15 protein-coding genes and 2 tRNA genes are annotated in these 25451 nt (G+C 56.5%); 12 read left to right on the top strand and 5 right to left on the bottom strand.

The genetic code is table 11. The annotated features are described in order from the left end of the window. The first annotated feature begins 57 nt into the window (after positions 1–57). Positions 58–525 (top strand): nucleoside deaminase, encoded by a 468-nt coding sequence (locus GQB00_RS03085; protein WP_207950714.1) that lies wholly within the window; start codon positions 58–60, stop codon positions 523–525. Positions 526–579: 54 nt separating this feature from the next. Here the strand turns inward: GQB00_RS03085 and GQB00_RS03080 are convergent, their stop codons facing one another. Next, entirely contained in the window at positions 580–930 is a 351-nt protein-coding gene (locus GQB00_RS03080) for a branched-chain amino acid transporter permease (RefSeq protein ID WP_228276656.1), read from the bottom strand. Further along, complete coding sequence (locus tag GQB00_RS03075) at positions 923–1693, bottom strand: AzlC family ABC transporter permease (RefSeq protein ID WP_165855186.1); 771 nt, start codon at positions 1691–1693, stop codon at positions 923–925. Before GQB00_RS03075 ends, GQB00_RS03080 begins: the two co-directional genes overlap by 8 nt. Positions 1694–1783: 90 nt before the next feature. Here GQB00_RS03075 and GQB00_RS03070 point away from each other — a divergent pair, with 90 nt between their 5' ends. The 6 genes from GQB00_RS03070 to GQB00_RS03045 all read left to right on the top strand — a co-directional run bounded on the left by GQB00_RS03070 (position 1784) and on the right by GQB00_RS03045 (position 5804). Next, positions 1784–2035, top strand: a complete 252-nt coding sequence (locus tag GQB00_RS03070; protein ID WP_165855185.1) for a YheU family protein — start codon at positions 1784–1786, stop codon at positions 2033–2035. A gap of 282 nt (positions 2036–2317) precedes the next feature. After that, entirely contained in the window at positions 2318–2977 is a 660-nt protein-coding gene (gene uvrY, locus GQB00_RS03065; protein WP_165855184.1) for a UvrY/SirA/GacA family response regulator transcription factor, read from the top strand. Next, positions 2961–4811 carry an excinuclease ABC subunit UvrC gene (gene uvrC / locus GQB00_RS03060; protein ID WP_165855183.1) on the top strand — a complete coding sequence of 617 codons (1851 nt, stop codon included), beginning with the start codon at positions 2961–2963 and terminating at the stop codon, positions 4809–4811. The genes uvrY and uvrC overlap by 17 nt, the downstream gene beginning before the upstream one ends. Before the next feature lie 6 nt (positions 4812–4817). Continuing rightward, positions 4818–5375 (top strand): CDP-diacylglycerol--glycerol-3-phosphate 3-phosphatidyltransferase, encoded by a 558-nt coding sequence (pgsA, locus tag GQB00_RS03055; protein WP_165855182.1) that lies wholly within the window; start codon positions 4818–4820, stop codon positions 5373–5375. Between the two features lie 191 nt (positions 5376–5566). After that, a tRNA-Gly gene (locus GQB00_RS03050) sits at positions 5567–5642 on the top strand. Positions 5643–5730: 88 nt separating this feature from the next. Then, positions 5731–5804: transfer RNA gene (locus GQB00_RS03045), tRNA-Cys, on the top strand. Positions 5805–5899: 95 nt separating this feature from the next. Here the strand turns inward: GQB00_RS03045 and GQB00_RS21780 are convergent. The 3 genes from GQB00_RS21780 to GQB00_RS03035 form a co-directional block, all read right to left on the bottom strand. Then, positions 5900–6553 carry a hypothetical protein gene (locus GQB00_RS21780; protein ID WP_228276655.1) on the bottom strand — a complete coding sequence of 218 codons (654 nt, stop codon included), beginning with the start codon at positions 6551–6553 and terminating at the stop codon, positions 5900–5902. Positions 6554–6760: 207 nt separating this feature from the next. Next, positions 6761–7129 carry a cell division protein FtsL gene (locus GQB00_RS21775; protein WP_228276654.1) on the bottom strand — a complete coding sequence of 123 codons (369 nt, stop codon included), beginning with the start codon at positions 7127–7129 and terminating at the stop codon, positions 6761–6763. Continuing rightward, positions 7111–7422 carry a hypothetical protein gene (locus tag GQB00_RS03035; protein WP_165855181.1) on the bottom strand — a complete coding sequence of 104 codons (312 nt, stop codon included), beginning with the start codon at positions 7420–7422 and terminating at the stop codon, positions 7111–7113. The genes GQB00_RS21775 and GQB00_RS03035 overlap by 19 nt, the downstream gene beginning before the upstream one ends. A 1524-nt stretch (positions 7423–8946) precedes the next feature. On the opposite strand from GQB00_RS03035, the gene GQB00_RS03030 reads away from it, so the two are divergent. The 5 genes from GQB00_RS03030 to GQB00_RS03010 are packed head-to-tail and all read left to right on the top strand — an operon-like array spanning position 8947 to position 25252. Next, a complete protein-coding gene (locus GQB00_RS03030; RefSeq protein WP_165855180.1) occupies positions 8947–12987 on the top strand; it encodes a protein kinase domain-containing protein in 4041 nt (1346 codons plus the stop codon). Continuing rightward, positions 12987–14555, top strand: coding sequence for a hypothetical protein (locus GQB00_RS03025; protein ID WP_165855179.1), 1569 nt, complete (start codon positions 12987–12989; stop codon positions 14553–14555). The genes GQB00_RS03030 and GQB00_RS03025 overlap by 1 nt, the downstream gene beginning before the upstream one ends. Further along, positions 14552–19930, top strand: a complete 5379-nt coding sequence (locus GQB00_RS03020; RefSeq protein ID WP_165855178.1) for an ATP-binding protein — start codon at positions 14552–14554, stop codon at positions 19928–19930. The genes GQB00_RS03025 and GQB00_RS03020 overlap by 4 nt, the downstream gene beginning before the upstream one ends. After that, on the top strand, positions 19927–20766 hold the full coding sequence (locus GQB00_RS03015) for a hypothetical protein (RefSeq protein WP_165855177.1): 840 nt from the start codon (positions 19927–19929) through the stop codon (positions 20764–20766). The genes GQB00_RS03020 and GQB00_RS03015 overlap by 4 nt, the downstream gene beginning before the upstream one ends. Further along, positions 20750–25252: a hypothetical protein gene (locus tag GQB00_RS03010; RefSeq protein ID WP_165855176.1), complete on the top strand. Its 4503-nt coding sequence runs from the start codon at positions 20750–20752 to the stop codon at positions 25250–25252. The genes GQB00_RS03015 and GQB00_RS03010 overlap by 17 nt, the downstream gene beginning before the upstream one ends. The last annotated feature ends 199 nt before the right edge of the window (positions 25253–25451 follow it).

The following is a 25451-nucleotide window of genomic DNA, read 5'->3' as shown; positions in this document are numbered from 1 at the left end:
ACGTTTATAAACAGATTTCTATAGGGTTTTATTAAAGTGAGTTATACAGAAACCGATCTGGAATTTCTTCGATCTGCCATCCGCTTGTCGGAGTCGATTGCCGAGCAGGGCATCCATCCCTTCACCGCGCTGCTGGTGGACGCCGACGGCCAGGTACTGATGGAGCAGGTGAACGCCTACCTGCCGGACCAGGACATGACCGGCCACGCCGAACGCGTGCTGATGACCCGGGCCAGCAAGGCGTATCGCCCGGATTTCCTGGCCCAATGCACCATGTACGTGTCCGCCGAACCCTGCGCCATGTGTGCCGGCGCCGCCTATTGGGCGGGACTGGGGCGCGTCGTGTATGGCGTGAGCGAGAAGCGACTCAAGGCGATCACCGGCAATCATCCGGAAAATCCCACCCTCGATCTGCCGTGCCGCCGGGTGTTCGAATCGGGACAGCGTCCGGTCGAGGTGATCGGGCCGCTGCTTGAGGACGAGGCCGCCAGGGTGCACGAGACCTTCTGGGCGAAGCACGGCTAGGGAGGGCAGGAGAACTGGCGGATAACCGGGGTCGCCGGGATAGCGGCCCCGAATTCAGAACAGGCCGGACTGCTGGAAAACCATGTAGCAGGCGGTCCCGGCAATAATTGACAGCAACGCATTGCGGCGCCACAGGTGCAGGGCCACCACGACCAGGCTCGGCACCAGCGCATCCAAACCCAGCATCGGCGCCGACCAGTGGCCCGAGCGCAGCAGGAAGATCACCACCAGAAGCGACATGACCGCGGCGGGCAGGTAGCGGCCCAAATGCTGGATTAGCGGGTGTTCGCTGTGCCGGGAGAAGAAGGCGAACGGAATCACCCGCGTGGCAAACGTGGCCGCCGTGCCCACGGCGATAAAGGCCAGCAGGTACGCCGTGCTGTCGGCGCTCAACATGCTATCCATGGCTGTGTCCTCCATTCCGGTGCGCATCGTCCGCGGCTGTCCGCCGCTGATTCAGACGGTAATGCCCAAGTAGCGTCAGCGTAGCGACCACCACGGCACCGATGAGTTGCTGATCCGCCGGCAGCACGGCCAGGCAAAGCCCGGCAGACGCGGCACCGATCCACACCGGCAGGCTCTCGCCCAGCCCCTTGTATTGCTCGATGGTGAGGACGATGAACAGTGCCACCAGAGCAAACTCGATGCCGGTGCTGTCGAATTCCACCGCGCGGCCGAGCAGGGCGCCGAGGGTGCTGCCCAGGATCCAGTAGCACTGGTTGTAGAAGGTGATGAGTGCGTCCTTGCGCTGCTCGTCCGAGCCGTTGTCGTGGCGCTTCCGGCTGGTGAGCAGGGAATAGGTTTCGTCGGTCAGCCCGAAGATCAGGTAGGCCTTGCGCCAGCCGGCGCCGCGAAAGCGCCCCAGCAGGGACAGGCCGTAAAACAGGTGACGGGCGTTGAGCACAAACAGGGCGACGAAGACCTCGAGTAATCCGGCGTGGGCGGCCAAAAGGCTGATCGCCAGAATCTGCCCGGCCCCGGCGTATATGGCCACCGACATGAGGGTCGCGCCCCACCAGGGGTAGTCGAGTTGGGTCACGAACAGAACGCCGAAGGCCATGCCCAGGGGCACGTAGCCAAAAAGCACCGGCAGGGTAAGCTGGAAGACGGAACGATTGAACACGATCAAACACACTGTGATACAAAGGGGTGAGGCATCATAGACCATGCTCTTCGATCTGGTAAGGTACAGCACACCGCGAATCTGTACCGCATGCTGCGCGCCCCTCTGGCGTCAGTGGCGACAATGGGAAGCCCGATGACAGACGATACCGAACAGCAGCCGCAGTCCGATCCCCGCGAAGAACCGTTCGTGGTGGATACGAACCTGCTCACCGAAGATCAGCTCGAAGGCCTGGTGGAGGAGTACTGCACACGCTATCACGGCATCAATGACGTCGAATCACCGTTCAACGAGAAGCAGCAGGTGATGACCGCGATCAAGAAAGGGGAGCTGGTGGTGTGGTTCAATCCGGTGGAAAATACCGCGGGACTGGGGCCGCGCCAGTGAGTGCCGTCGCGTGCAGGTGGTTGGAAATAGTCGATTCGACGGCTATCCCCGGCCCCTTGAAGACGCTACAATTCTTACTGATTTCGATTTGGTTTTCGCTTTGTCGCCGGCGGACGGACAACGCCGGTGAGATTGCCCCTGCCAGGCAGGGCGATGGCTCGGGGTCGCGAATCTCGTGTTGCGAACATCATTGAACGTGCAGTGCTCGCTGCGCCGCTGCCTACGGGGCGGTGATATAAAGAATAGCCAAACAGACCAGCTAAAAAACGTGCGGGGTGGGTTTTGATCAGGGTCCTGGTTGTAGATGACCACGAACTGGTCCGGTCAGGCATCACGCGGATGCTCGCGGACAACACCGACATCGAGGTTATCGGACAGGCACCGTCGGGTGAGGACGCGGTGGACTTTGTCCGATCCGACGTGCCGGACATCGTCCTCATGGACATTCGCATGCCCGGCATCGGCGGCCTCGAAGCGACCCGTCGAATCCTGCGCATCGACGATTCCGTCCGCGTCATCGTCGTGACCGCCTGCGCCGACGATCCGTATCCCACCCGTGTCATGCAGGCCGGGGCGTCGGCCTACATCACCAAGAGCGCGGACATCAAGGAGATGGTGCGCGCCATTCGCATGGCTCACACCGGTCAGCGCTACATCAGCCCGGAAATCGCCCAGAAGATGGCCCTCAAGCAACTGGGCGGCGACGCGGCCGATGACGACAAGTTGTCGATTTTCGACAAGCTGTCCGAGCGCGAACTCCAGATCGCCATGATGGTGGTCGACTGCCAGAAAGTGCAGGACATTTCCGACAAGCTCTGCCTGAGCCCGAAAACGGTCAACAGCTACCGTTACCGCATCTTCGAGAAACTGGATATTTCCAGCGACGTGGAGCTTGCCCTGATGGCGGTCCGACTCGGGTTACTCGATGCCGACAAAGTCTGAGCAGCCCACCGGCTTCGACAGCAAGACCTTCCTCAAACGCCTTACTGAACGCCCCGGAGTCTACCGGATGCTGGACGCGTCCGGTGAGGTGCTTTACGTCGGCAAGGCGCGGAACCTCAAGAATCGCGTCAGCAGCTATTTCCGCAAGAGCGGCCTGTCCACCAAGACCGAGGCCCTGGTCGCGCGCATCGAACAGGTGGAAGTCACGGTAACCGGCAGCGAGACCGAGGCGCTGCTGCTGGAACAGAACCTGATCAAGTCCCTGCGCCCGCCTTACAATATTCTGTTGCGGGACGACAAATCCTACCCGTACATCTATCTGTCGTCCCACGACAAATACCCGTCACTGACCTTTCGGCGGGGCCGCACCAAGCGCGGCAAAGGGGCATGGTTCGGTCCCTATCCGAGCTCCGGTGCGGTGCGGGAAAGCCTGAACGTCCTGCAGAAGATCTTCCGCATCCGTAACTGCAGCGACAGCTACTTCAACAACCGCTCGCGCCCCTGCCTGCAGTACCAGATCAACCGCTGCACCGCGCCCTGCGTGGGCTTCGTGACGCCGGAAGAGTACGCCGACGACATCCGCCACGCGGCGATGTTCCTGGAGGGCAAGAACCCGGCGATCATCGATGATCTGATGCGCTCCATGGAAGAAGCGAGTCAGTCGCTGGCGTTCGAGAAGGCAGCGGCCTACCGCGACCAGATCAACCACCTGCGGCACGTGCAGGAACAGCAGTCCATCGAGGCCAGCGGCGGAGACGCGGACGTGCTGGCGATCTCCCAGGACGCCGGGATCGTCTGCGTCGTGGTGATCGTCGTGCGCGGTGGCCGAGTGCTGGGCACCAAGGACTATTTCCCGCGATTCTCGCTGGAGCAGTCCGAAAGCGAATTGCTGAGCGCCTTCCTCGGCCAGTTCTATTTCGGCGGCGATGCACAGCGGGAATTCCCCCGTGAAGTGCTGGTGCCGGTGGAAATCGACGAACAGGACGTCCTGTCCCAGGCCCTGAGCGAAGCCGCCGGTCGCGAGGTGAAAATCCGCCGCAACGTGCGCGGAGAGCGCCGTCGCTGGCTGGATCTGGCGGCGACCAACGCCCAACAGACGCTGATGACGCATCTGGCGAGCAAGGAAACCGTGTACCGCCGGCTGCTGGCTTTGCGTGACTTACTGGAGCTCAAGGAAACGCCGACGCGCATGGAATGCTTTGATATCAGCCACAGTCACGGCGAGAATACCGTCGCATCCTGTGTCGTTTTTGACGAGAATGGTCCGCTGAAAAGCGATTACCGCCTCTATAACATCGAGGACGTGACGGCGGGGGACGATTACGGCGCCATGCGCCAGGTGCTGACACGCCGCTACAGCAAGATGAAAGCCAGCGACGGCAAGCGCCCCGACCTGGTGTTTATCGATGGTGGCAAGGGTCAGCTCAACGTGGCGCGGGATGTGTTCGACAGCCTGGGCATCGCGGATATCACGCTGATCGGTGTCGCCAAGGGCGTGACCCGGAAAGCGGGCATGGAGCAGCTGATCGACGCGCTGACCGACGCCGTATTCCGCGTGCCCGCGGATTCGCCGGCCCTGCATCTGATCCAGCACATTCGCGACGAATCGCACCGGTTTGCCATCACCGGTCACCGGGCCAGGCGCGACAAGAGGCGTCGCCAGTCCACGCTTGAGGGCATTGAAGGGGTGGGCGCCAAGCGCCGCCGCGAGCTGATCCGCTATTTTGGCGGCATCCAGGAAATCAGGAAGGCCAGCATCACCGAAATCGCCAAGGTAAAAGGCGTCAGTCGCAACCTGGCCGAAACGATCTACGCAGCATTGCACAACGAGTAGGGCAGCATGAACTTACCCAACGTACTGACGATGTCCCGGATCGTCATGATTCCGGTTTTCGTCATTGTTTTTTACCTGCCGTTCGACTGGCGGTTCATGGTCAGCGCCGCGATTTTTGCCCTGGCGGGCGCGACCGACTGGCTCGATGGCTACCTCGCCCGAAAACTGAATCAGAGCACGCCGTTCGGCGCGTTTCTTGACCCTGTGGCCGACAAGCTGATGGTGGCGGTTGCGTTGACGCTGCTGGTGGAAGAGCATCACAGCATCAGCCTGACGCTGCCGGCGATGATCATTATCGGCCGGGAAATCGTCATCTCCGCCCTGCGGGAGTGGATGGCCGAGATGGGCAAGCGCGCTAGCGTGGCGGTGTCCTATATCGGCAAGATCAAGACGACCGCGCAGATGGTGTCGATCATCATGCTGCTGGCGTTCCCCCTGGGCACCATCGGTGCGCAGTTCGGCAAGCTGCTGCTCTACATCGCGGCGATCCTGACGCTCTGGTCCATGATCCTGTACCTCAAGGCCGCGTGGGGACAGATGTTTCCGGAGGAAGGCTCGAAATGAGCCTTGTTTAAAGAATAATCAACCAGTTAGACGCGAACATTAATTTAAAAAAGGGGTTGACTCCCCGCCGAGATCCATTAATATATGCGCCACTTCAACGGCGACGGGAACAACGCCCCAGACGTTGAAACCCTGATAAGCCTCAGCGCTGCACAGGGTTATCAGAAACCTGATTTCAGGTTTCTTGAGAAGCGGGAATAGCTCAGTTGGTAGAGCACAACCTTGCCAAGGTTGGGGTCGCGAGTTCGAATCTCGTTTCCCGCTCCAATTTCCCTCCGGTTCCATCGGTTGGAAATCACAATCCAAGTCTCTCAATGCCTCCTGAGAGCAAAAGCCCGTTTCCAAGGCTTTCCCCGGCGCGGTGGCAGAGTGGTTATGCAGCGGACTGCAACTCCGTGTACGCCGGTTCGATTCCGACCCGCGCCTCCAATTTTCACCTTGTAAATTAGTGTTTTACGAGATTCGGCGAGACCGAACTTTGTCGGTGCGAAAATAGTGCGACAAAAGTGCAATTATTTTCCGTGTTATCCGGCCTCGGATTTGCCGATGTATTTCAGTGTTGAGCGTGCCCGCTTCGGTGGTGTGATTAGCCGGTAATGTTCCTTCATGGCCTGGGTGGTATGGCCGCCTTTGTCGTTCTCGCCCTGCTGGATAAACTCGTTCGTCAGGCCTTTCTTGCGCAAATCTCGTAGCTGGTACTGGTCCCCGTAGCCGGCCTTCACGCAGGCATCTCGCCAGGCGGACTGCATGAAGCGATGCTTCACGGGTTTGGCGCGGCTGCGGACGTCCAGGTACATGGGGTAAACCATCAGGTGTTCGCTGATGATGCCCTGGGATCGTTTGAAGTCCCTGAACCAGGTGATCAGGTCCGCCAGTTCTTCGTTCATCTCGATGTCGATGCCGATGTCGGTCTTGTGCCGCTTGATCCGGAGCATGCCGTAAACCTGGTATTGGTCCACGACAGCGCCTTTCTCATCTTTCTTGATCACTTCCTGTGGGGCCGGGTAGACCTCGGCCTGGCTGTCTTTGAGTCCGAACACGTCGATGGGCTGCTGGCTCATCATGTAGATAAGGTCGCAGATTTTGACCTGCCACGTGCCGTCGTGGGCTCGCCGGTTGAACTTATGCACCCGCAGCTTGTCCGTGATCGCCACATACGCCTCATTGGGAATCAGCACATTGCGCTCCTGCGTGCCGGCCTTCTCAATGTCGCGACGGGGTTTCGTGCCAGCTTGCCCTGATTCACGGCGTAGGCCAGTACATGGGACAGGGTGTTGCGCCTCCCATTGTAGTGGTTCGCCTTGTCGAGCCACAGCGAAGCAGGGTTCGAAGTTTTACCAACAGCTCAGGGTCATTGAGGGGAATGTCGGCACCCTCTGCGGCCTCTAGCTGCTGGCAGGCCTGGGCGTAGTCGCGGCGCGTCGGCTCGGCAATCGGATCGCCTTTTTTGGCGCCGCGCTTGGCCTTGGCCAAGCACTCGCCCCAGACGATCCGGCCTTTGCTGTCTGGTGGTGCCCCAACATCTCCGTGCGCCAATAGCGCAGATAGTCCGACAGCAGCATGACCTCGTCGGCAGGCTTGGGTGTGGACAGGTCCAGAATCTTCTGAGCGAACTCGTCCTGGTTGTGCTCGGTCAGTTCCAGTTGCCAGCGGGCGTTGAGGGCAGCCCAGCGGCGCACCATGTAGACGCCATCGGTATTAATATATAGGCAACGGTACTGCTTCAAATCCGTGTTCACAGTTCGTTTAGCCATTTCAGTTGCCTCGCTACGGCACTGATGAAGTCGTCTTCGTCGGTTACATCATTGACGGTGGTGGCTTCTTCGGGGGGGGGGGGGGCGGCATACGTGCCGCCCATGCGCCGGGTTATTTCGGCCTCATAGGTGTCGAGGTCGGTTTTCCTCGGCTTCCCGGCCTTGTAGGTCCCTGGGATCAGAGGCCAGCCCTGAGTCGCGTTGGGTGCACTGGCGGCGCACAGTGGTCGGGGAGGGGCGCTGTCATTGCCGTATACAATGGCGATAAAGTCGGCGATTGATACAGAACGCATGTCAGTAGTCCTTGCACGACACAGGCGGCCTTCCGTGACCGCAACATGCTCCCTTCGGTTCGGTGCTGCGCGCGCGCCTTAGCGCGTCCAATATAGATTTTGTAGCCCAAGACGCCGGCCACCGGCACGAGGCGGTGGGTCGTGGGCAGTTTCAGGCGATTCTCCATCCAGGTATAAAAGGTCGAATAACCCACGGCAAATCCCCAGGCTGAGGATGCCGTAGTGCTGAAAAGCTGGCACTTCTCTAAAGGGCTGGAGTGGCTAGTCGTGATGGTGCTGGGTGAGGAAATGCCAGCAAGCCGCGCTTTCCCAGTATCAGTATGGCGTATCCAGATGACAGTATAGACACCATTCTTCAGGAAAGCTTTGTGCAAATATTGCCTCAGTTTGATGACCCGACCATCAAGGAGAGGTTCGCTAAGCTCATAGCGGACGAGCTGACCGAGACCGACAAAATCAGTTTTACGTGGCGCTCACCCGGGCAAGAGAACAGTTAATCGTGCCGTACTGGTGTAACTACAACGAAGGGGCGATGCTCAGTTATATCGCGCCGCTCTTGTCCCAAGCGAAAACCAAGCATGAGCAATGGTACTTTGTTGAGAAGGGGGGCGCCCAAGGAGATGCAGCGCGGCGCAACCGACTACGAGGCGCTCCAGCCGACAGGTTGACCATAAAGATCCCGCCCGCAACACTGCTCGCGAAGTGGGAACACACGGTAGGCGCGTCTCTGGATAAAGGCAAAGTGCCAACCCCGCCGTCGCCCGCGCCGAAAACCACGCACTACAAACAAGCCCTTAACTTCAGTGGTGGGAATCACATTCCGGCCAATGAGGTGGGGGGGTAAGTTCACCGGTTGTACCACGTGTATGTCAGGCAGCCGGAGCTGTTGGGCCACGTCAACGGCTGCGAGAGTGAGCTGGCAGTCCTTGGCTTGAACGATGAAGGTCAGGTGGTGAGCGGTGTGGTCGACCTCGTAGCGTACAGAGTAAACTCAGCCTTACTGGTCGATCACAAAAGTGATGGGGTGATCGATGATTATCGCTATTGGGCACAACTGATTGCTTACGGACGTCTGTCGGGGGAGTCGGCTCAGGTCGCATTGAATTGGCTTACCCAAGCGGCTTTTTCGAAAATCCCGATCTCTGAGGGCTTTAGATAGCAACGCAAGTTTCATCTATGTTATGTTTTCCATTAAATAATAGCCATATTCCGGTCGTTAAAAACTTGTACAGCACCAACGACATTAGTAATCAAAAGGCGGTTGATTGTTGGTCATAGACCGGCTTATGGATTGTTCGAGGCATTTGCTCATCAGATTGATCGGAATCAGTTACGCCAACCGTTGTATGTTTTTAAGTTGAATGGGCGTTTTAGTCAGTCTCCCCAGAACAGCGATTTATTATCTTCATTGGCGCTCATCGAGCGCTCCGTTCAACACCGCGTTGGACAGCATTCTTGTCATATTCATATCGGAGCCGAACCTATCGGGGCTGCGATGTTTGATTCTTTGGTTCAGGTGAAAGTATGAAGCCCTTTGACCACTCGGAATTTGAGCATGAGCGTCGTGCGTTTGCAGAATTAGAGCAGCGATTGCCTGTTTCAGAGCACTATGAGCTGTATCCGAGCATTCACATTACGGATCCCGGGCGTCGGATGTACGAGTGCGATGCACTGTTTATCTCTGAGAGCTTTGCTGCAGTAATCGAGCTGAAAGATTGGCGCGGGGAGATTGAGGTTAAGCCAAATTTTTGGTTTAGAGGTGGAGAAGCAAAGCGAAATCCGCACGAGGTGAATCTGCCTAAGGCGAAGGTTTTTAGATCTCTCAACGAGAAACAGCTACCCGCGGCAAGACCGCCCTTTGTTCAGTCGATCGTGGTGTTGACGTCTGAAAACTCGTCAGTCGAAGGTGCAGACAGTGCCCACGAAATCATTCGTCAACTTGACCAACACAAGCGGCTCCCTGACCACCTGACATTTGTGGGGATGGCGGAGTTGGCGAAATATCTGCGAGTGCGAGTGAATCGCGATCAGGCCAATGACCGGGCGACCCTTAGCTTTCAAAGTTTTCGAAAGTTAAGGAACTACTGGGACAAAACCTTTGAAGTGAGTCGTCAGCGAGACGATTACGCGGATCAGATCCCAGGGTATCGAGTTCTGCATGAAGTTGAGCACAACGAACGTTATGTCAGTTATCTCGCCGAGGCCAACCCCAAACGCGGTGACGCGCTTTATCGATTGAGGGTGTTTGGATTGGCCGCCGAAACTCCGGAAGAGCAGGAGCGACAATTTCGTAGCTTCGATGTGCTCCAACACTTACCGCATCATCCTAATATTCGTCCTGTTCATCGGCAGCCCAATGAAAAGGGGCTGGTTGTCGAGGTTTGTCCCTGGGGCGATGCCAGAACGCTCGATCAAGTTTTGGCGTCCAATGAAAGCGTAAGCTCGGACTTTGCGGTGCGTGTGGTACGCGACATCGCCGGAGCCTTGGTCCACCTTCATGACTCCGAGGCGACTCTCGTTCATCGCAACGTAACTCCGCGCAGCATCATCGTTGGACGTGATGATCACGTCGAGCTCACCGACTTTGATTTGGCATTCGATCCTTTGGCCGAATACACCGTGATGGGGGGCGGCTTCTCTGACTATGAGAAACGGTACTTTCCGCCTGAGGCGCTGGCAGGAGAAACGGATTTTGGTTTCGACGTCTATAGCCTGGGGAAGACGTTTGGTGAACTGCTGGATAAAACGACTGGTGAAGAGATAGTTGAATTGCGCGAGCTCTTTCAGCGAATGACAGTGGTCGATTTCAGTAATCGGCCCAAAGCGAAGGTCGTGTTTAGCGAGTTATCCGAGTGGCTTGGGGACAGCGCCCATGAACCGTCCGAAGCCATACCGAGGGAGGAACAAAAGGCGCCAGAAGTTGGGGACTCACACAACACTTGGTCGCTGGTCGATCGTCTCGGATGTGGCGGTACGAGCGACGTTTTTTTGGGGGACAGCCTTGGGGTTTTGGCCGCGTTAAAGATCTTCAACGCCGATGTGCCCCGAGAAAAAGTCCTGGCCGAACGAGATTATCTACGGGCGGCAAAGCAAAACCGCTTTGTGGCCGATTACAGCTCATTTCTGCAGTGGAACAACACTTACTGGTGCATCGTCGAGGAGTATGTCGAAGGGGCCACTCTCAAGAGTCTGATTGCGAGTGGCGAACGACCCGATCCCGCGGCCTTTGTTACCGTGGCTGACCAGATTCTGCAGGCTCTGGCTGGCTTACATGAGCCGGGGCGTGATGATGACGAGGACGTTCTGCGAGTTGCCATCACCCACAACGATGTCACGCCTGGAAACATTGTATTTAACGCGAACAAACAGTTCGCGAAACTGATCGATTTCGGGATGGCAAGTTCTATTGGTAAGAAAGTGCTCGGAGCTACTCCAGGTTATGCCGCCCGGGCCCTGATGACCAAAGAAGGGTATTTAGCGTCACCGGCGGGCGATCTCTATTCGTTGGCGGTTACCCTCGTAGAGTGGGCAACGGGCAAGCGGCCTGCCTCTGCCGATGACGTGCCACGCTTGCTTGAGAGTGGTTTAAAGTCGGATCAAGCCGACCGTCTCCAGCGAGCCTTGCAGTCCATGCTTGAGATCCAAGACGATTCGACCGTCTCTGCGTCGACCGTTCGACGGGCCTTTACGAGCTTGCTCTGTGAGGAAGACGAGCAAGCAGAGGTCATGGAGCCTGTCGAGTCCATACCGGCAGACGAGCCAACACCCCTAAGCGCAGGGGCTGAGACTGCCTATGAAGGCGCCGCTAGACACGACGGGGCCGAAGCCGCGGATGGGTTCGTTCGCTATTTGAACAGCATCCACAACATCTCAGCAGACAATCGGTATGCGCTGGCCGAAGCCCAAGCAACCAGTCCCTACTTTACCGAGCTGCACGTTGAGCTGGATCTAGTCTCAAGCATCCGAGAGTTGTTGACCGGTCAAAGTGATGTCGTGGTGGTATTGACCGGGCACGCGGGTGACGGCAAATCGACAGTGGCATTGGATGTCTGGAAGCGTGCGCTGGAGATTCCGGACACTGAGCCGGCGGCCAAGTCGCCGGAGGAAGAGGAGATTGTCACCCTCGATGGCCACAAACTCACGATTGTAAAGGATATGAGCGAGCTGTCCGCGCAAAGCCGAACTGAGAAGCTGACCAATGCCTTCAGCCAATCGGGCAGCGCATTAATCGTGAGCAACACCGGGCCCCTTCTCAGTTCCTTTACGGAGCTGATGGCAAAAGAGGGCCACGGAGATCGGGAAGCCCAACAAAAAATCCTGGAGTGTCTGAACCAACCACTCCTTAAAGACAAGCTCACAGACGCGAATTTGCTGAATCTCGACGGTAAAAAGCGCGTGTATGTGGCCAACCTAAGTATGCTTAGTAACGTCAATACGGCTGAGCGTCTGCTGTCAAAGCTCGTCTCCCACTCGGGCTGGGAGAAGTGCCGCAGTTGCAAAGCGAAAGATCGCTGTCCGATCCGGCGCAATGTTGATGTGATGAGCGAGTGCGCGAGCACCGTGGGCGAACGCGTCGGGGACATTTATCGTCGACTTGATGCGTATGGCCGGCGGATGACCATGCGTCAGATCGCGGCTCATTTGAGCTTCAGTCTTACCGGAGGGCTGTCGTGCGGACAAGTCCGGCAAGATCCACAAACCACCTTCCGTGGCGTGTTCAGCGAAAACTTTTTTGGCCATGGCAGCGCCTTCAGCCTCCAAGCGGCCGATGCGTTGTCCTGTCTCCGCCAAATGGCTGACCTGCATTTTGGTATTGCCGCGTCGCCAACGTTCGATCACCAATTGCACGAAGGCAAGCTTGGCGTTGTTTGGAATTATCCCTCCCAACTTTCTGAACTGAAGACGCATTTTGCGTCTCGATTAGACAGTTCAGAAGGTGGGAGCGCTCGACGAAAAATCCGACGTCTCACCTACATGTTCGGCACGCCTCGTGAAGAACATCAGGGGGCGGTGGAGGTGTTTTTCGACGATTTCTTGCAGTCCCCGATGCTCAGAAAACTCCGCGAGTGGCAAGCGAACCACACCCTCGCCGGCATGGAAAAACAGCGTTTTCTGAAGCAAGTGTTGGGCGTGTTGATAGAAGAGTATATCGGTGCCTCTGTACCACGAAATCGGCGCGATAGTTTGTTTATTACCTTGAGGCGCCCCGATGAGAAGGTGTTCCAGTCGGTTCAAATCGTGCTCGGGAAAATTTCGTTGGACGAATTTACCGTCGAACTAGACCGGGTCAGTGGCTTGCCCGTTCTCACCTACGGATCCACAAAGGCGCGATTGGCGCTGCCCCTACCTTTGCTCGATTACATCATCAGCAAAGATCAGGGGGAATTAACCAGCGACCTAGACGCCATCCACGGGGCGAGCTTGGAGCAATTCCGCAGCGACCTTTTGGAACATATCCCGCATAAGAGCGACACCGTTGAGCTTTTAGAAATTGACGCCCAAGGTGACCTTCGGACCCATAAATTCACGCCGATCAATGGCGGCCAGAAATTGGTTTACCAGTGATGAACACAACACGATTTCCCGACATTCGATTAGACGAGAGAACCGATAGCAATCCTGCGGTGCGTGCGTTCGGTCGTCGATTCTACAAAGATCAGACACCGTTGGAGTACTTGGCAGAATTTTTGTTGTGTTTTAGCTCTGAAAAGCAAAGCGACGCCGGTGAGATTGGAAAAGGGCTGCCGGATCTACCCGAAGGTCACTTTGGCGGGTTGAAATACCTTCCTGAGAGTCGGCTTGCCGTAAAGCTGTTTTCCTTTTTCCCAACGTCGAAGCTGGAAACTCGTCACTCCACTCACGTCGATCGATTTTCCGGGTTGATTAAAGACCTGAAATCCAACATCGAGAGCGACAGCAGGGAAAACAGCGAAAAGGCGGTGCGTGTATTGCAGCAACTGTTCTCGGGGTTCGTTGGCGTTGCGGGTGAACGGACCTGGGTGACGCACAGCTTTATCCCGGCCTCCGACTTTTTGCTGGCCCGAGAGATTGACTGGCGTCATACCGCGGCGAAAGCGAAAAACGTCGAGACCTGGGAGAAGGCGGAACAGCACTTTTCGACCGGTAGTCATAATTTTATGGCTCGTGGTGGCGAAGTTCTGTTTTTGCAGCTGTGGCACGTACTGCAGCGGGCGCAAGAGCCGCAAGTCTCGCAGTGGCTGAACGAACAATACAATCACGTGGATTGGTCGGCCGTACGGAATCACTTGGCAGAGGGATTAAGTAGCTCCCTGTCCGCCATTGATGGGCCTATTTCTCAGCTTGGTTCGGTCGTTGAATACGCCGGACAGCAAGCGCCGGTAATTAACGAAAAGCGCTCTCATCAAGCCTTTGGTTGGATACATAAAGCGAGCTGGCGAGAAGCGTCACTCTTTGCTTGGGAGTTGAGCAATGTCGTTCTGTCCAACCAAGACGCCCTCAAAAAAATGCGCGTGCTTCAAAACCTCTGCTGTCTGCACGTCTTGCGCAGCATGTGTTGTCAAGCCGTTCGGTGGGTTGGGAGGCGATCGGGTGAGGGCAAAAACCACTTTGGAGGTGGGTATAGCTGGATAACCGTCAGCCCAAGTGCGGGCGTCGGAACCGACCTTGGTAAAGCGTCCAACGCCTCCATTGGTGCGACCGAGGAATTGCTGTATGGCGCGGTGCGAGCGAAGGATCTTCCGCCGATTAAGGACCTGAAAGTGGCGGAGAAGGAGTTGAGAGGGGCCGATGTCCATGGATTCAAGCTCTTTCGATCGCTCGGTAAACAAATCGGGCTGATTGTGCCACCCAAAGGTCCCATGCGGTTTACGCTGCCGGCCTCACTAGTGGAGAGCTTGGTGGCGGTCTTGCTCGAACCGGGGGAGCGCCTTCCTTTCGACGAGTTCCTTCAGCGTTTGTACCGTCACTTTGGTATCGCCGCGGGTGCGGCTCAAATCGAAGAAGCACTGTCTACGCTCAGCGCTGGCATTCGACCGACCGTCCCCAACGATTGTGCCGCTTGGCTCGAAGATGAGCTAAAGCGTGGGGGGTTCTTAATCCCTCTTTCTGATGCAACGCCTCTTGTTAAGAACCCGGCTAAGATAAAAACATGAAATTTTATACCCAGACCGTCGTCGATTATGTACAGGACCAAGTAGAGCGCGAGCTCGCGGCATTGCCCCCAGGTGAGCCGGCGGAACTCAGGGTGTTTACCCAATCCATGCCGCCACACGCCATCCACGCGATCTTCGAGCAACTCGAGGACTACGTTGCGTCTAAGGCAGAGAAGATTGAATGCCATCTGAAAGTGGCTTATGGGCTTGACGCACACTGGCGGGAGAACGGAGCCAAGGAGTACGTCGAGGAGGCCGACCGGCTCACAGACAAAGGCTGGGTGGATACGGAAGACCGTCTTACTCATTACCGCAACTTAACCGCGTCCCGGGGGCAGGGCCTTCTGCTCGTGGTCTTGGCTGGTATCGATCACGCGACAGACCGAGGTGGGTTGGCCGACTTCAACGTCGTTAACGAGAGTGTGCTGTTGCGGGAACGCCTGAACAGCCGTTATGACCTCTGGGTGGAACGCTTTTTAACGGCGGCGAGTTTGCCCGATGCCGATGGCCAGACGGTTCAAGACTTCAACGCGTTTTTTGAGAAGCTCTTTAAAATTCGGCCGAGAAACCTGTTTCGGTTATCCGAGTTCCTGGAAAAGGATCTGCTTCCCAAGGCCCGCCAATGTGACTTCGCGAGTGACGCTTTGGCGTTGGCTTATGAACAGCTCCCGGTCTGGGGTATTCCGCCGATTTTTTCACCCGCGAATCCGGCCAAGCGTCTGGCCTTACTCGACGACGCGTCGAGTCTGTTTAAGCGGGATGCCTACCGAGAAGCGGCCGGGCGTAAGAAGGCCCTGGACAACCTCGAAAAGGCGAAAGAAGGCTTATCGGTGGCGCCGGCGGTGATCAATCACGAGCCATACAGTTCCAAGGAAGACTTTCTCGAAACGCTCGAGGAGTTCATTCAACGGGGAACGCCTGAGTCTGAAGACAAGCTTCTGCATACCGACTTTGCGCCCGTTATCAAAATCCTTAAGACAAAGACCAGGCAAACGTCGAATCGCCGCAATAAGCCAACGAATCTGCGAGGCTCTGCGTTTTCCACGTTGGCGAATGCGGTTTTTTCGACGCTCGAGGCTTATGCCAAGGGGTGTGGAACCGATTGGGCTCCGTTGCACCTGAAGGAAATTCGCATAACGATTGAGCGCTTCGAGTTTGATGCGCCCAAGCAGGGAACGGACACGAGCGATGCCATAGAGACATACCGTGGGCTGATCGGGGGCATTGACGGCTTCCTCAGAGGGTTTGAGTTGGAGCTGAATTCAGACCCGAATGATGAGGACTCCGAGAAAAAAATCGTGCCTCTGTCCGTGGTTTTTGGCCGCGATGGCAAGCCGGAAGATATTCGGACCAAGGGCAACAAGGAAAGTCAGTTAACGTTTCGTGTTACCGCCGAAGCCGAAGTCAGCCGCCTGTCCGTGGAGCAGGTGTTCGTGTGGCAAATACCGCCCAATCACGAAGAACGTGTTCGGCTTCATTGTGGCAAGATCATGCACGAACACCTTCAGAAAACACCGAGCTTGAGACTGCCGGTCATTCATATGGGCTCGGCATTGGACGAGCTGTACTTCGCAATTGACGATGAAGAAGCCCATCGACTCCTGTCCTCTGGCATGTCATCCGGCTCCTCGATCTACGATGTCTTGGAGGGCCTCCCCGAAGCTGAGTTAGAAAACGAGGCTCGCGAGGCTTTGTCTCAACTGTCTGAGACCTACCGCGAATTCATTTTAGCGCTCGCAACACGAGGTTATTTCGCTGCGATTGAAAAGCCCCTGCATGATCTCGTGAGGAGCTACAAAAAGACGGTAAAATTGGCGTTAAACCGAGACGCAGAACGGCGTGTCTTGGGGGATGATCTCCTAAGACGACTCTATCAAGCCTTCGTCTGCGTTCCCGAGGGGCTATCGTCTTCGAGTCCGTTTGTTCCTGCGCTGGTGGCAACCGGTATCACACCCGCGATTGCGGAAACCGTGCAGGCTCGTGAGATCTTCCTGCGCGATGGGCTCTGCGAAACGCTTGGGATTCTACTGCAGAAAGATCCTCAAGCAGGGAAAGCTTCTTTTGATCGATTGTTGGGATTGATTGAAGTGCGTCGACCGCTTTACGGTCTGGTTTTCGATACGTCGAGAAGAGTAACGACTAATCTGCGATCTTTTGGCTTGATTCACCGGCTCGGCGAGAAACCGAAGCAAACGCCTACGCTGGCGGCTCAAGCGGAAATGCGCTCCGAAGAGGCATCGCCAGAAGAGGGATTGTCGACGTATCTGCGAACCACGCCCGAGTCTCGGGTAATACACCGCACCCTCAAGGCTTATCGTCAAATTCACTCATTTGCGGGCGACCGCATTTCCATTATTGCGGCGAATGTGGAAGATCTGCGTCCCATTGTGGCCGGCATAGATAGTTATATTAATGCAGAAATCAAAGCCCAGTCTGAGGCAATTAACGTTCCCCTCGTGGTCACTGTGCGGGTCATTGGTCGCGGACCTTCGGCAACTCGAACACAAGAGGTATTGCGGCGTTGGCAGGATCGATGGAATGGGACCGAGGTAGGTCATGGCCGTCCCTGTAAACTTAAGATTGCCTATCGTCCAGCGCGCACCCGCGACGAAGTCCAAAACTTATTGGAATTGGTGCAGAGTGATTACGACGTCGGGTTTTTGTTTGACTTCCTCGATGACCAATGTGGAGGTGATTCTGCAGACCCGACGACCCCGTTCGAGCTGGATTGGGAGACCGGCCAAGTCGGCAAATTCCCCATCTGCGAGCATCCAAGGTTGGCCAGCCCGTCGGATCCCCATTCCCGTCGCGGCCTGGTCAGCAATCAACGGTTCAAAGTGGCTGCGTACCACGCAGAAATTACGGCTCGTTTAAATAACCCCAAACATCCGGGTAGCCATCATGTGATTTTTAATCAGGTTGAGTATGGCGAATTGGAGCAGACGTTTACTCGGGAAATGCATCGTTGTTGTCGGTGGGTGACCTGTGTCGATCGTTTCGTCGACAAAGCGCTGATCTTGGATGATGGCGTAACCCCGCAAGATCAACGGAAGCTCGTGGGCTTTGTCTCTGGGGTCGGTTCCTATGGCGAGCTGAACCTCACGCTTTCCACTGAAAGCAACACCACCGGAGAGTTGGCTCTTGGCGTTACCCGACGGCTGGGACAGATCTATAGGGATTGGTCCGCCGAGTATTGCGACACGGTGGCTCACAAGCTCATGGACGAAGCACAGTCGGTGACGGGGCTGTCGTTGATCAGTGCTTTGGGGAGCGAAGGGGTGATGCGGGATGTCATCGGGTATGCGATGGCCAATTGCCTCTACTTGGACCGCTCTACGTCTCTGGTGTCTGCGGCCTTGCCCTTGGACTCGTTTGTGCACTGGTTCGACGGCGCACCTGACGGACTCCGGCCGGACCTGTTGCTGCTTGAGGCCAGAGTAGAGCAGGGCACACTGGTAATCGACGCGACCGTCGTGGAGTGCAAGGTTGCCCAACAGGCGAACCATCATGTGGAAGAATCGGTGACCCAAGCGGAGGCCGGGCTAACCCACCTCAGTCGTTTGTTTCTACCTGTCAGCGCGGAGGTTCCGCCTGCAGCGTTTGATCGACGCTATTGGTGGGCGCAGCTTCATCGTGCGCTGGTGGTGCGCAATGTCTTGAACATCAAACCGTCGGATACGGACAGGGTGGAGCATGCCCTTGAACGAATGGCGGAAGGGCATTTCGTCATCAAGTGGCGCGCCGTTGGCGCGACGTTCTGGACCAACGATCAGCGCTCTGTCGCAGAGGGGCTTGAGTTACGAAAAGCGCGTTCGGCGGGCTACCTGTCGTTGAAGGGGCGTAAAGCGCCGCTTGAGCTTGAGGTTTACCATGCGGCCATTGGTCAGCAAGCTGCGCTGAATGCGTTGCTTAGCAGAGGCATCGACGTCAAGCACAAGATATGGCCGTCCACAGCGGCCCAGATTGGCCACCTGCCTGACAGCAATGAAGCGTCGGATGCTTCAAAACTCGACGAGGGTCGCTCGGAGCTGCATTTCGATTCCCCGGCATTGCAGTCTGGCTCCACATCGCCGCAAGAAGCGACACCACAAACAGTCGCCAATGAGCAATCACCGATTGCGGAGAGGCCGGTAATGGACACCACTAAGCCGGAGACCCCTGAATCCGAGGCGGCTTCACCCCCAAAGGGTGTGGAGACTCAGGAGACCTCTTCGGCTGAGCCCTCACAAAATCTGTCATCCGGGGTTCCCGAGCGTCTCTTGATTGGGCAAGAGATGACCGCGCACGGCGGAGAAGGCCAGCCGGTGTATTGGGAATTTGGCCATCATCAGTTGCCCAATCGGCACTTGCTGGTCTTTGGTGGCTCGGGCAATGGCAAGACTTATGCCATTCAAGCCTTATTGCTGGAAATGGCGAAGGCTAAACAGAATTCGCTGGTTATTGATTACACGGAAGGCTTTAAACCGGATCAGCTCGAAGATGAATTTAAGAGCGTAGCTGCGCCTCAAAGTTACATTGTGAAGGCGGGGCAAAAGCTCCCGTTAGATCCATTTAGACGGCAGTCTGAAGAATTTGATGGCGTTGGTTCAATTCCCGAAAAGCCCTTCGAGGTGGCGAAGCGGATCGCAAGCATATTTACAGCTGTGTATAGCTCCTTGGGAGAACAACAGCGGTCCACTCTAATCCGCAGTATTGAACAGGGTGTAGAAGCAGGCAACCTCACTCTCGAGCGCCTCTATGATCAGCTAAAAGATGATGAGGAAGACTTGCTAGCAAATAAGATCATGCCGCTGGCGCGTACCGAGCCTTTTGGCGGGGCCACTGAAAATGCCTGGGAGGAAATGTTTGGAGACTCCCAACGGACCGTGAAAGTTTTGCAGCTGCAAAGTATCGATCGGGACATCCAACGTCTCATCATTGAATTCGTATTGTGGGATCTTTGGGATTTCATGAAACGAAAGGGTTCCAAGAAGCGACCGCTACCGGTGGTGCTTGACGAGGTCCAGAATCTGGATCATCGCAGAGGATCCCCGTTGGAGAAATACCTCCGGGAAGGTCGCAAGTTCGGTGCGTCCATGATCCTGGCCACTCAAACGTTGAGCAATTTCAGTAACGATGAGCGAGACCGATTGTTCCAAGCGGCCCACAAGCTCTTTTTTGCGCCCGCTTCTACGGAGCTTAAGACCTATGCCACGATTTTGCGGAATATGATCCCGAACAGCTCCATGGACGACTGGGCTACTAAGCTATCTGCGCTAAAAAAAGGTGAGTGCCTCTCGGCAGGCTATGAGCGGGATCCGAACGGGGATCTGCATGTCACGGTTCGCAAAGTGTCGGTGACCGCTCTGAGTGATCGTTTGGGAAGCGTCTCATGAGCGCTGTGAAAGACCGTTTACCGCTGAGCTTTCATATGACCTTTCAGCCGGAGCGCCACTATCTCAGTGCATTACTGAGGTTTGCGCAAGTCAGTAGCGGCGCATCGAGCATCGACGCCATCTCGCAGCAAACCGGTATCCCTACCGGAAAGAGCTCCGGCAAGGTTCGGCCTCTACTGCAATACGCCCGCGGCATGGGACTGATTACCACCGTGAATAAGGCCGGCGAAGGGGTTCAGGTTGAACTGACGACACTGGGTCAGACAGTCGTGGCCGAGGACAGTCACCTGATCGAAGAAACCACTCAGTGGGCGTTGCACCTGCTGTTGTGCCGCGCTCGCGGTGGCGCCGAAGCCTGGCATACCGTGTTCGTCGAGGTAGCGACCGCGCTTGGCCAAGATTTGGACGACGCCCAGTTCGAAGCCTACCTCGACAACAAATACGGCAGTAGCCGAGATGTCTTAGGCCCATTGGTACGCACTTACGCCGATCCGGCCGCCTTGGGCAAAGCCGCAGCCATTCAGAAAGAAGAGGGGCGCATTCGATTTCGCAAGATGCCGTTGCAGCCAGCGTATTTCGACACCCTAGGTGCGCTTTTGTTGCTCGTGTGGGACGACGTGTGTCCCGACCAAAGCCAAGTGGCCTTGCGTGAGCTCGAAGCGGAAAGCGGTTTGATGGCTGCCACGGGTTGGAATACCGAGGAACAGAGCGATTTCTTAGCCTCGGCAGAGAGTGCCGGGCTGCTTCGGGTGGATCGGCAAACGGGAGCGCCGATCCTGACCCGCCTGATGATAACGAATGATGCGTTAGAGGTTATGTATGACCGGCTTATCTAATAATAACGATCGCGTGCTTGTAAGAGACGCCGTTCAGTTTCGGGACGATTTGTTCTTTGAAGGAGCCGTTCAACTTCGCTGGATCAAGGACAACCCCGAACGCGCCGAGCGCGCGGCCACCAATTTCGTGTTTCATGGCCCACGTTATCACGCCGTCCATTCGAGCAGCGCCGCCGACGGCTACGTCCTGAAAGATACGGCCACGTTCCTCTCCAATCTCGTCGAAGAAATTGCCCAAGGTAGCGAGCAGCAGGGGAATCCTTTCTCACTGGCCATTGCAGGCTATGGTTCCGGTAAGTCTCACTTGGCGGTCACCTTAGCAGAGTTATTGGCTAATCCCACGGCACCGAACTCTGCCACCATCGCTGAGAGAGTTGCTCGGGCAGATGACGAAGTGGGCCAAAAACTCTCGGCGTCGCTGACTCAGCTCGACAGGCCCGCGCTGGTGGTGCCGCTCGACGGCATGGCGAATTTCAATTTGGGCTCGGAGATTGCCCGGCAGATCATCCTGCAGCTCAAAAGCGCTGGCTGCGACCTCTCCGTCATCGAAGAGTTATCACCTCGGTTTAAGATTGCGGCTAATTTCGTGCTGCGCAACTATGCCCTGCGCCAATCTGATTTCGCGCAAGCACTGTCTGGGTTGGATGAAGCGGCGATTCTTGAACGTCTGAACGAGCGCGACGAGCCAACCTACACGGCGGTTGATGGTCTCTACGAAGCCGCTAATGGAGCCCACATTCCGGTCGAGGGCAACGAATCGATTCAAGACTTGATTGCCGCCGTCACCACCCATTACTGCCATGGGGATGGGCCGTTCAGCGGTCTCTTTATCTTATTCGATGAATTTGGGCGGTTTTTGGAGTATGCGGCGGAGCATCCGCATCTGGCTGGGGACTCGGCGCTTCAACAGCTGTTCCAGGGGATTCAGGACGCCGGCGGACGGGCCCGGTTCTTGGGCTTCATTCAGTACGATCTGAAAGCCTATGTGAGCCGTTTGGATCGACGGGATCTCATGCATCTTCAGCGCTATATCACTCGCTTTGAGGCGGCCAAAAAATCCTATCTCTCGACCAACCTTGAAACCCTCTTTGCGCACTTAATCGAGAAAAAGCAGGCCGACTTTGTCGAGCAGCGTGTCTTTCAGGGAGACCATATTGAAGCCGAACATGGTCTATTGCTGCAGGCTGTTCCAAAGGCCAGTCGCTTCCCGGTCTGGAAGGACGCCGACAAGTTTAAGCACGTCATTGCCGCAGGCTGTTGGCCACTGCATCCGTTTGCCGTTTGGTTTTTGACACGACAGCAGGACGTGGTGCAGTCGCGCTCGGCCCTCAACATCGCGAAAGAGGCCATCGAGCGAATCGGCGAGCAGCCGAGCCTAGCCTCCAACAATATCCCAACCACGATATCGGCGGCGGACCTGCTGCTCAATGGGATGCTGCCGGAATTCGTCGCAGCCGAGCAGGCCCGCGGCGGTACCGTGGCAGAAACCTTGCAGGGGATTCTGGAAGAGCGCAAGGCCCTGTTAAGCCACCCGGCACGACAAGTTTTGGCCGCCTCGGCCGTAGGTCTGAAGCTCGGCGTCCGTCTTCCCAGCCGCGAGACGTATAACTATTTCTTGTGCCTCGCTGCCGGTGTGACCGACGCGGTATTGACTGAGACGTTAGCCAACCTGACCGAAGATCTGGGTGTGCTGGAGTGGAACCCCGATTTCGGCCAGTACGAGTTGGTTCAGGATGCGGCCACCCGTGGACAGTTCAAGCGCTTGATGCGCAGCCGTTGCAGCGATCCCAACATTGGCGAAACGGGCAATCTGTTCGTGAACTTTGGCCGAACGCTCTGCAACCTGACCTACGTGGAGACCAGTTTTGCGCAGGAGCAGTCGATCACCACCCAGGACTGGCAGTTTGATCCGCTGTTTGCTTCGACCAAGACGATCACCGAGACCATTGGCAATGCCTTTAGAGATTGGTCACGCGCCTCCGATGTGAACGAGGCCAAGGGTCGCATCATCTACACCTACGTCTCGTCCGATGAGTCGTTGGAAAAGCTCCGGGATACCGTCGCACATACCTTCGATCACGAACTGACGCAACAGGGCGTTGCCCAGGCCCCGATATGGGTGGTTTACCTGCCAGATTCAAAAGACCGTTTGGCTGAGGCCTTGACGCGTCATTGGGTGTTGGAGCGGGGATTATCGGCCGAGGATAAAGAGAGATATCGCCGTTTTGTGGTCGCCGAACTCTCCCGCGCTCAAAGTGTTGCTCAAGAAGCGACAGCTGCCTCACTCGCTGAAGGTCATCGACAGGCCGCAGGGTTTGGCGAACTAAAAGCACGGCGATTAACCAAAGCGGGGCAAGAACTCTTTGCCGCATGCTATCCCGGCCTTATTCCCTTCCCCTTCGACGGCTTTGCAACTGGATCCGGCGCAGGCAGTCAGGCTAAGAAAGACGGTTTGGAGTTGGTTCGAGCCCTCATGAAGGCCGAGCTAAACGACGAATGGATTCAATCACGCCCTTCAAGACTCCGAAATCGTGCAGCCCGTGTGCTCGGCAATGCGTGGCGGATCTTGGACCAAGGCGGCAATGTGTCCAGTGTGCCTGGTAACCCCAAGGTCAATGCGGTGCTGGAGCAGATGGATGCCTGGCATAGGGCCGATCCTGAGCGCAGCTTGGAGCAGACGCGACAAGCGTTGTTTTCGCCACCATTTGGTTTGAACGTGGCTTCTGCCAGCCTGCTACTCGGGCTCTTTTTGGGCCGCCGAGTACCGCGCTGGCGGATCTCGGTGGCGGGGGAGCCCCGCGATACGTCGACTTGGCTCGGCAACGCCCTGAAAGCATCTGACTTCGATCCAAAAGTCCTTGCGCAATCAACCTTGCAGGAGATCAGTGAGGGGGCGTTGGAGCGCTGGCAGGGCCTGATCGATAGCTGGCAAAACGTGTCTCGGCACAAGGAACGGCTTGAATTCCATCGCCAAGCCCGGCTGATGGAGAAAGAGGATCCGGTTCCCGATGAGCTGCTCTACAAATTTGAGAAACTCGTCGATGAGGCGCAGACCTCTCGAACGCAGCTGACGGCGTTTGAGCATCGCTCCGAAGAAATCCAGCGAGAGCTTGAACGCCGATTGCGGAAAGAGAACTCCATTGACGGCCTGGCCGCGTGCGATCGAATTCTTGGCTTCCACGACCTCGTCACTAGCGGGGAATGGGAAGACTCCCACGTTGAAGAGGTCGAGAGCCTCTTGCAGGTGGCCCGGCAATGGGTCGCTCAGGAAGGGGCTCGCTGGATTGAACGAGCGGTGTGTCGTTCGCCACAGCAAGTGGCTGACTACCGAAAACAGATGGAGAAGGCCAAGAGCACTCTTACGAAGTTGGAGTTGCCAAAATTGGCGGCGGAAGCTGAACAGCAGAAAATCCACTCGATCTCCCACGTGGAAGAGCGGTTCCAATACCAAAGCGCCTTGGCCGACGCGAAGCAATTGGTGGAGGTCACGGCCATATCGTCGCAATCCTCCATCATTGAGTTGGACGGCCTCCGCGACAAAGTGAAGCGGTTCATCGATCTCCTTGTCGAAGGCGGCCGGGCCCTCAAAGATCCGGAAGTAGATGACCTGATAGAGCAGCTTAAGCGCCTCGATGCAAGGGCATCCGAGACGGTGGGCGAGCACCGAAATGCTCTCGCCCAGTTGTACGACGCAGAGATCCATTCCCTGGATTCGGCCTACCAGCTGCGCTCCCAAGTGAACCGACTGCGTGATGTGTTTGCCGAACAACGGGACCTCGGTGACATCGAAGATGCCAGGCGTCAGCTCGATAAGGTGTGCGGAGATTTCGAGGCATGGAACGAAGTTTCAGGCGGCCCTGAGCAGATCGAGGCGACGTTGGCTCGAGCCATTGCTGAACGGTGTGATGAACTCGAGCGGTGGTGCGAGGAAGAAGAAGTTGAGCCGCTCTGGAGCTTTCACGTCATCTACAAACGCTTTGCCAGTGAGCGGGTTGCTTCGGTGCGGGACAAAGCCGCACTCTGGGCGCGAGGGTTTATCCCGAATGAGGATGCTATTCAGGCACTCTCGCTCGAAGAAACCCGCCAAAAACTCCAGGCTTTGGGAAACGAACTGCCGTCTTATCTCGGTCAACGAGAACTTGATACCGTGGACGCTACCCGAGAATTGCTCGAAACGCGCGTTGCTCAGCTAGAGCAGGTGAAAGCCCGGGAGGTGGCCTTGAGCTGGTTGAAACAGTTTGCGGACCTTGAACAGCAAGCAGGTCAGTTATCGAGAGCGGAATGTGAGCAACAACTGCGCGAACTGCGAGTCGCACCACAAGGTTTGCTTACAGCGGAAGAGGAAACGGTGGCCACGCTAATCTCATGTGTCGAAGCACGCCTTGATGAGCTCGATCTCACGGACATCGTGGCCCGCATCAAGCGCTTGAAGCCCGAGGCTTTGAAAAACTTGGCCAAGCATGTTCAAGAGATGCTCTCCTCCTAGGAATTAAAATTAACTTCCGTTGGGCAGATCAGGGATACCTAGTTTGGACAGAGTAGGGGATTGCGTAACTCATTGGACTTATGAAGAAATTCTAGAAGAGCGCTATGACAACCTAGTGGGGAGTATTGCCGAGCGACTTCAGTCACTTAACTAATCACCAATTAGGCGCGACTCGATTCGGAGTTCGCGCCGCATTTTT

Source organism: Marinobacter sp. JSM 1782161 (assembly GCF_011421605.1).
GTDB lineage: Bacteria > Pseudomonadota > Gammaproteobacteria > Pseudomonadales > Oleiphilaceae > Marinobacter_A > Marinobacter_A bohaiensis.
Note: the sequence above shows the minus strand (reverse complement) of the source record. Positions and strands in the feature narration are given on the sequence as shown.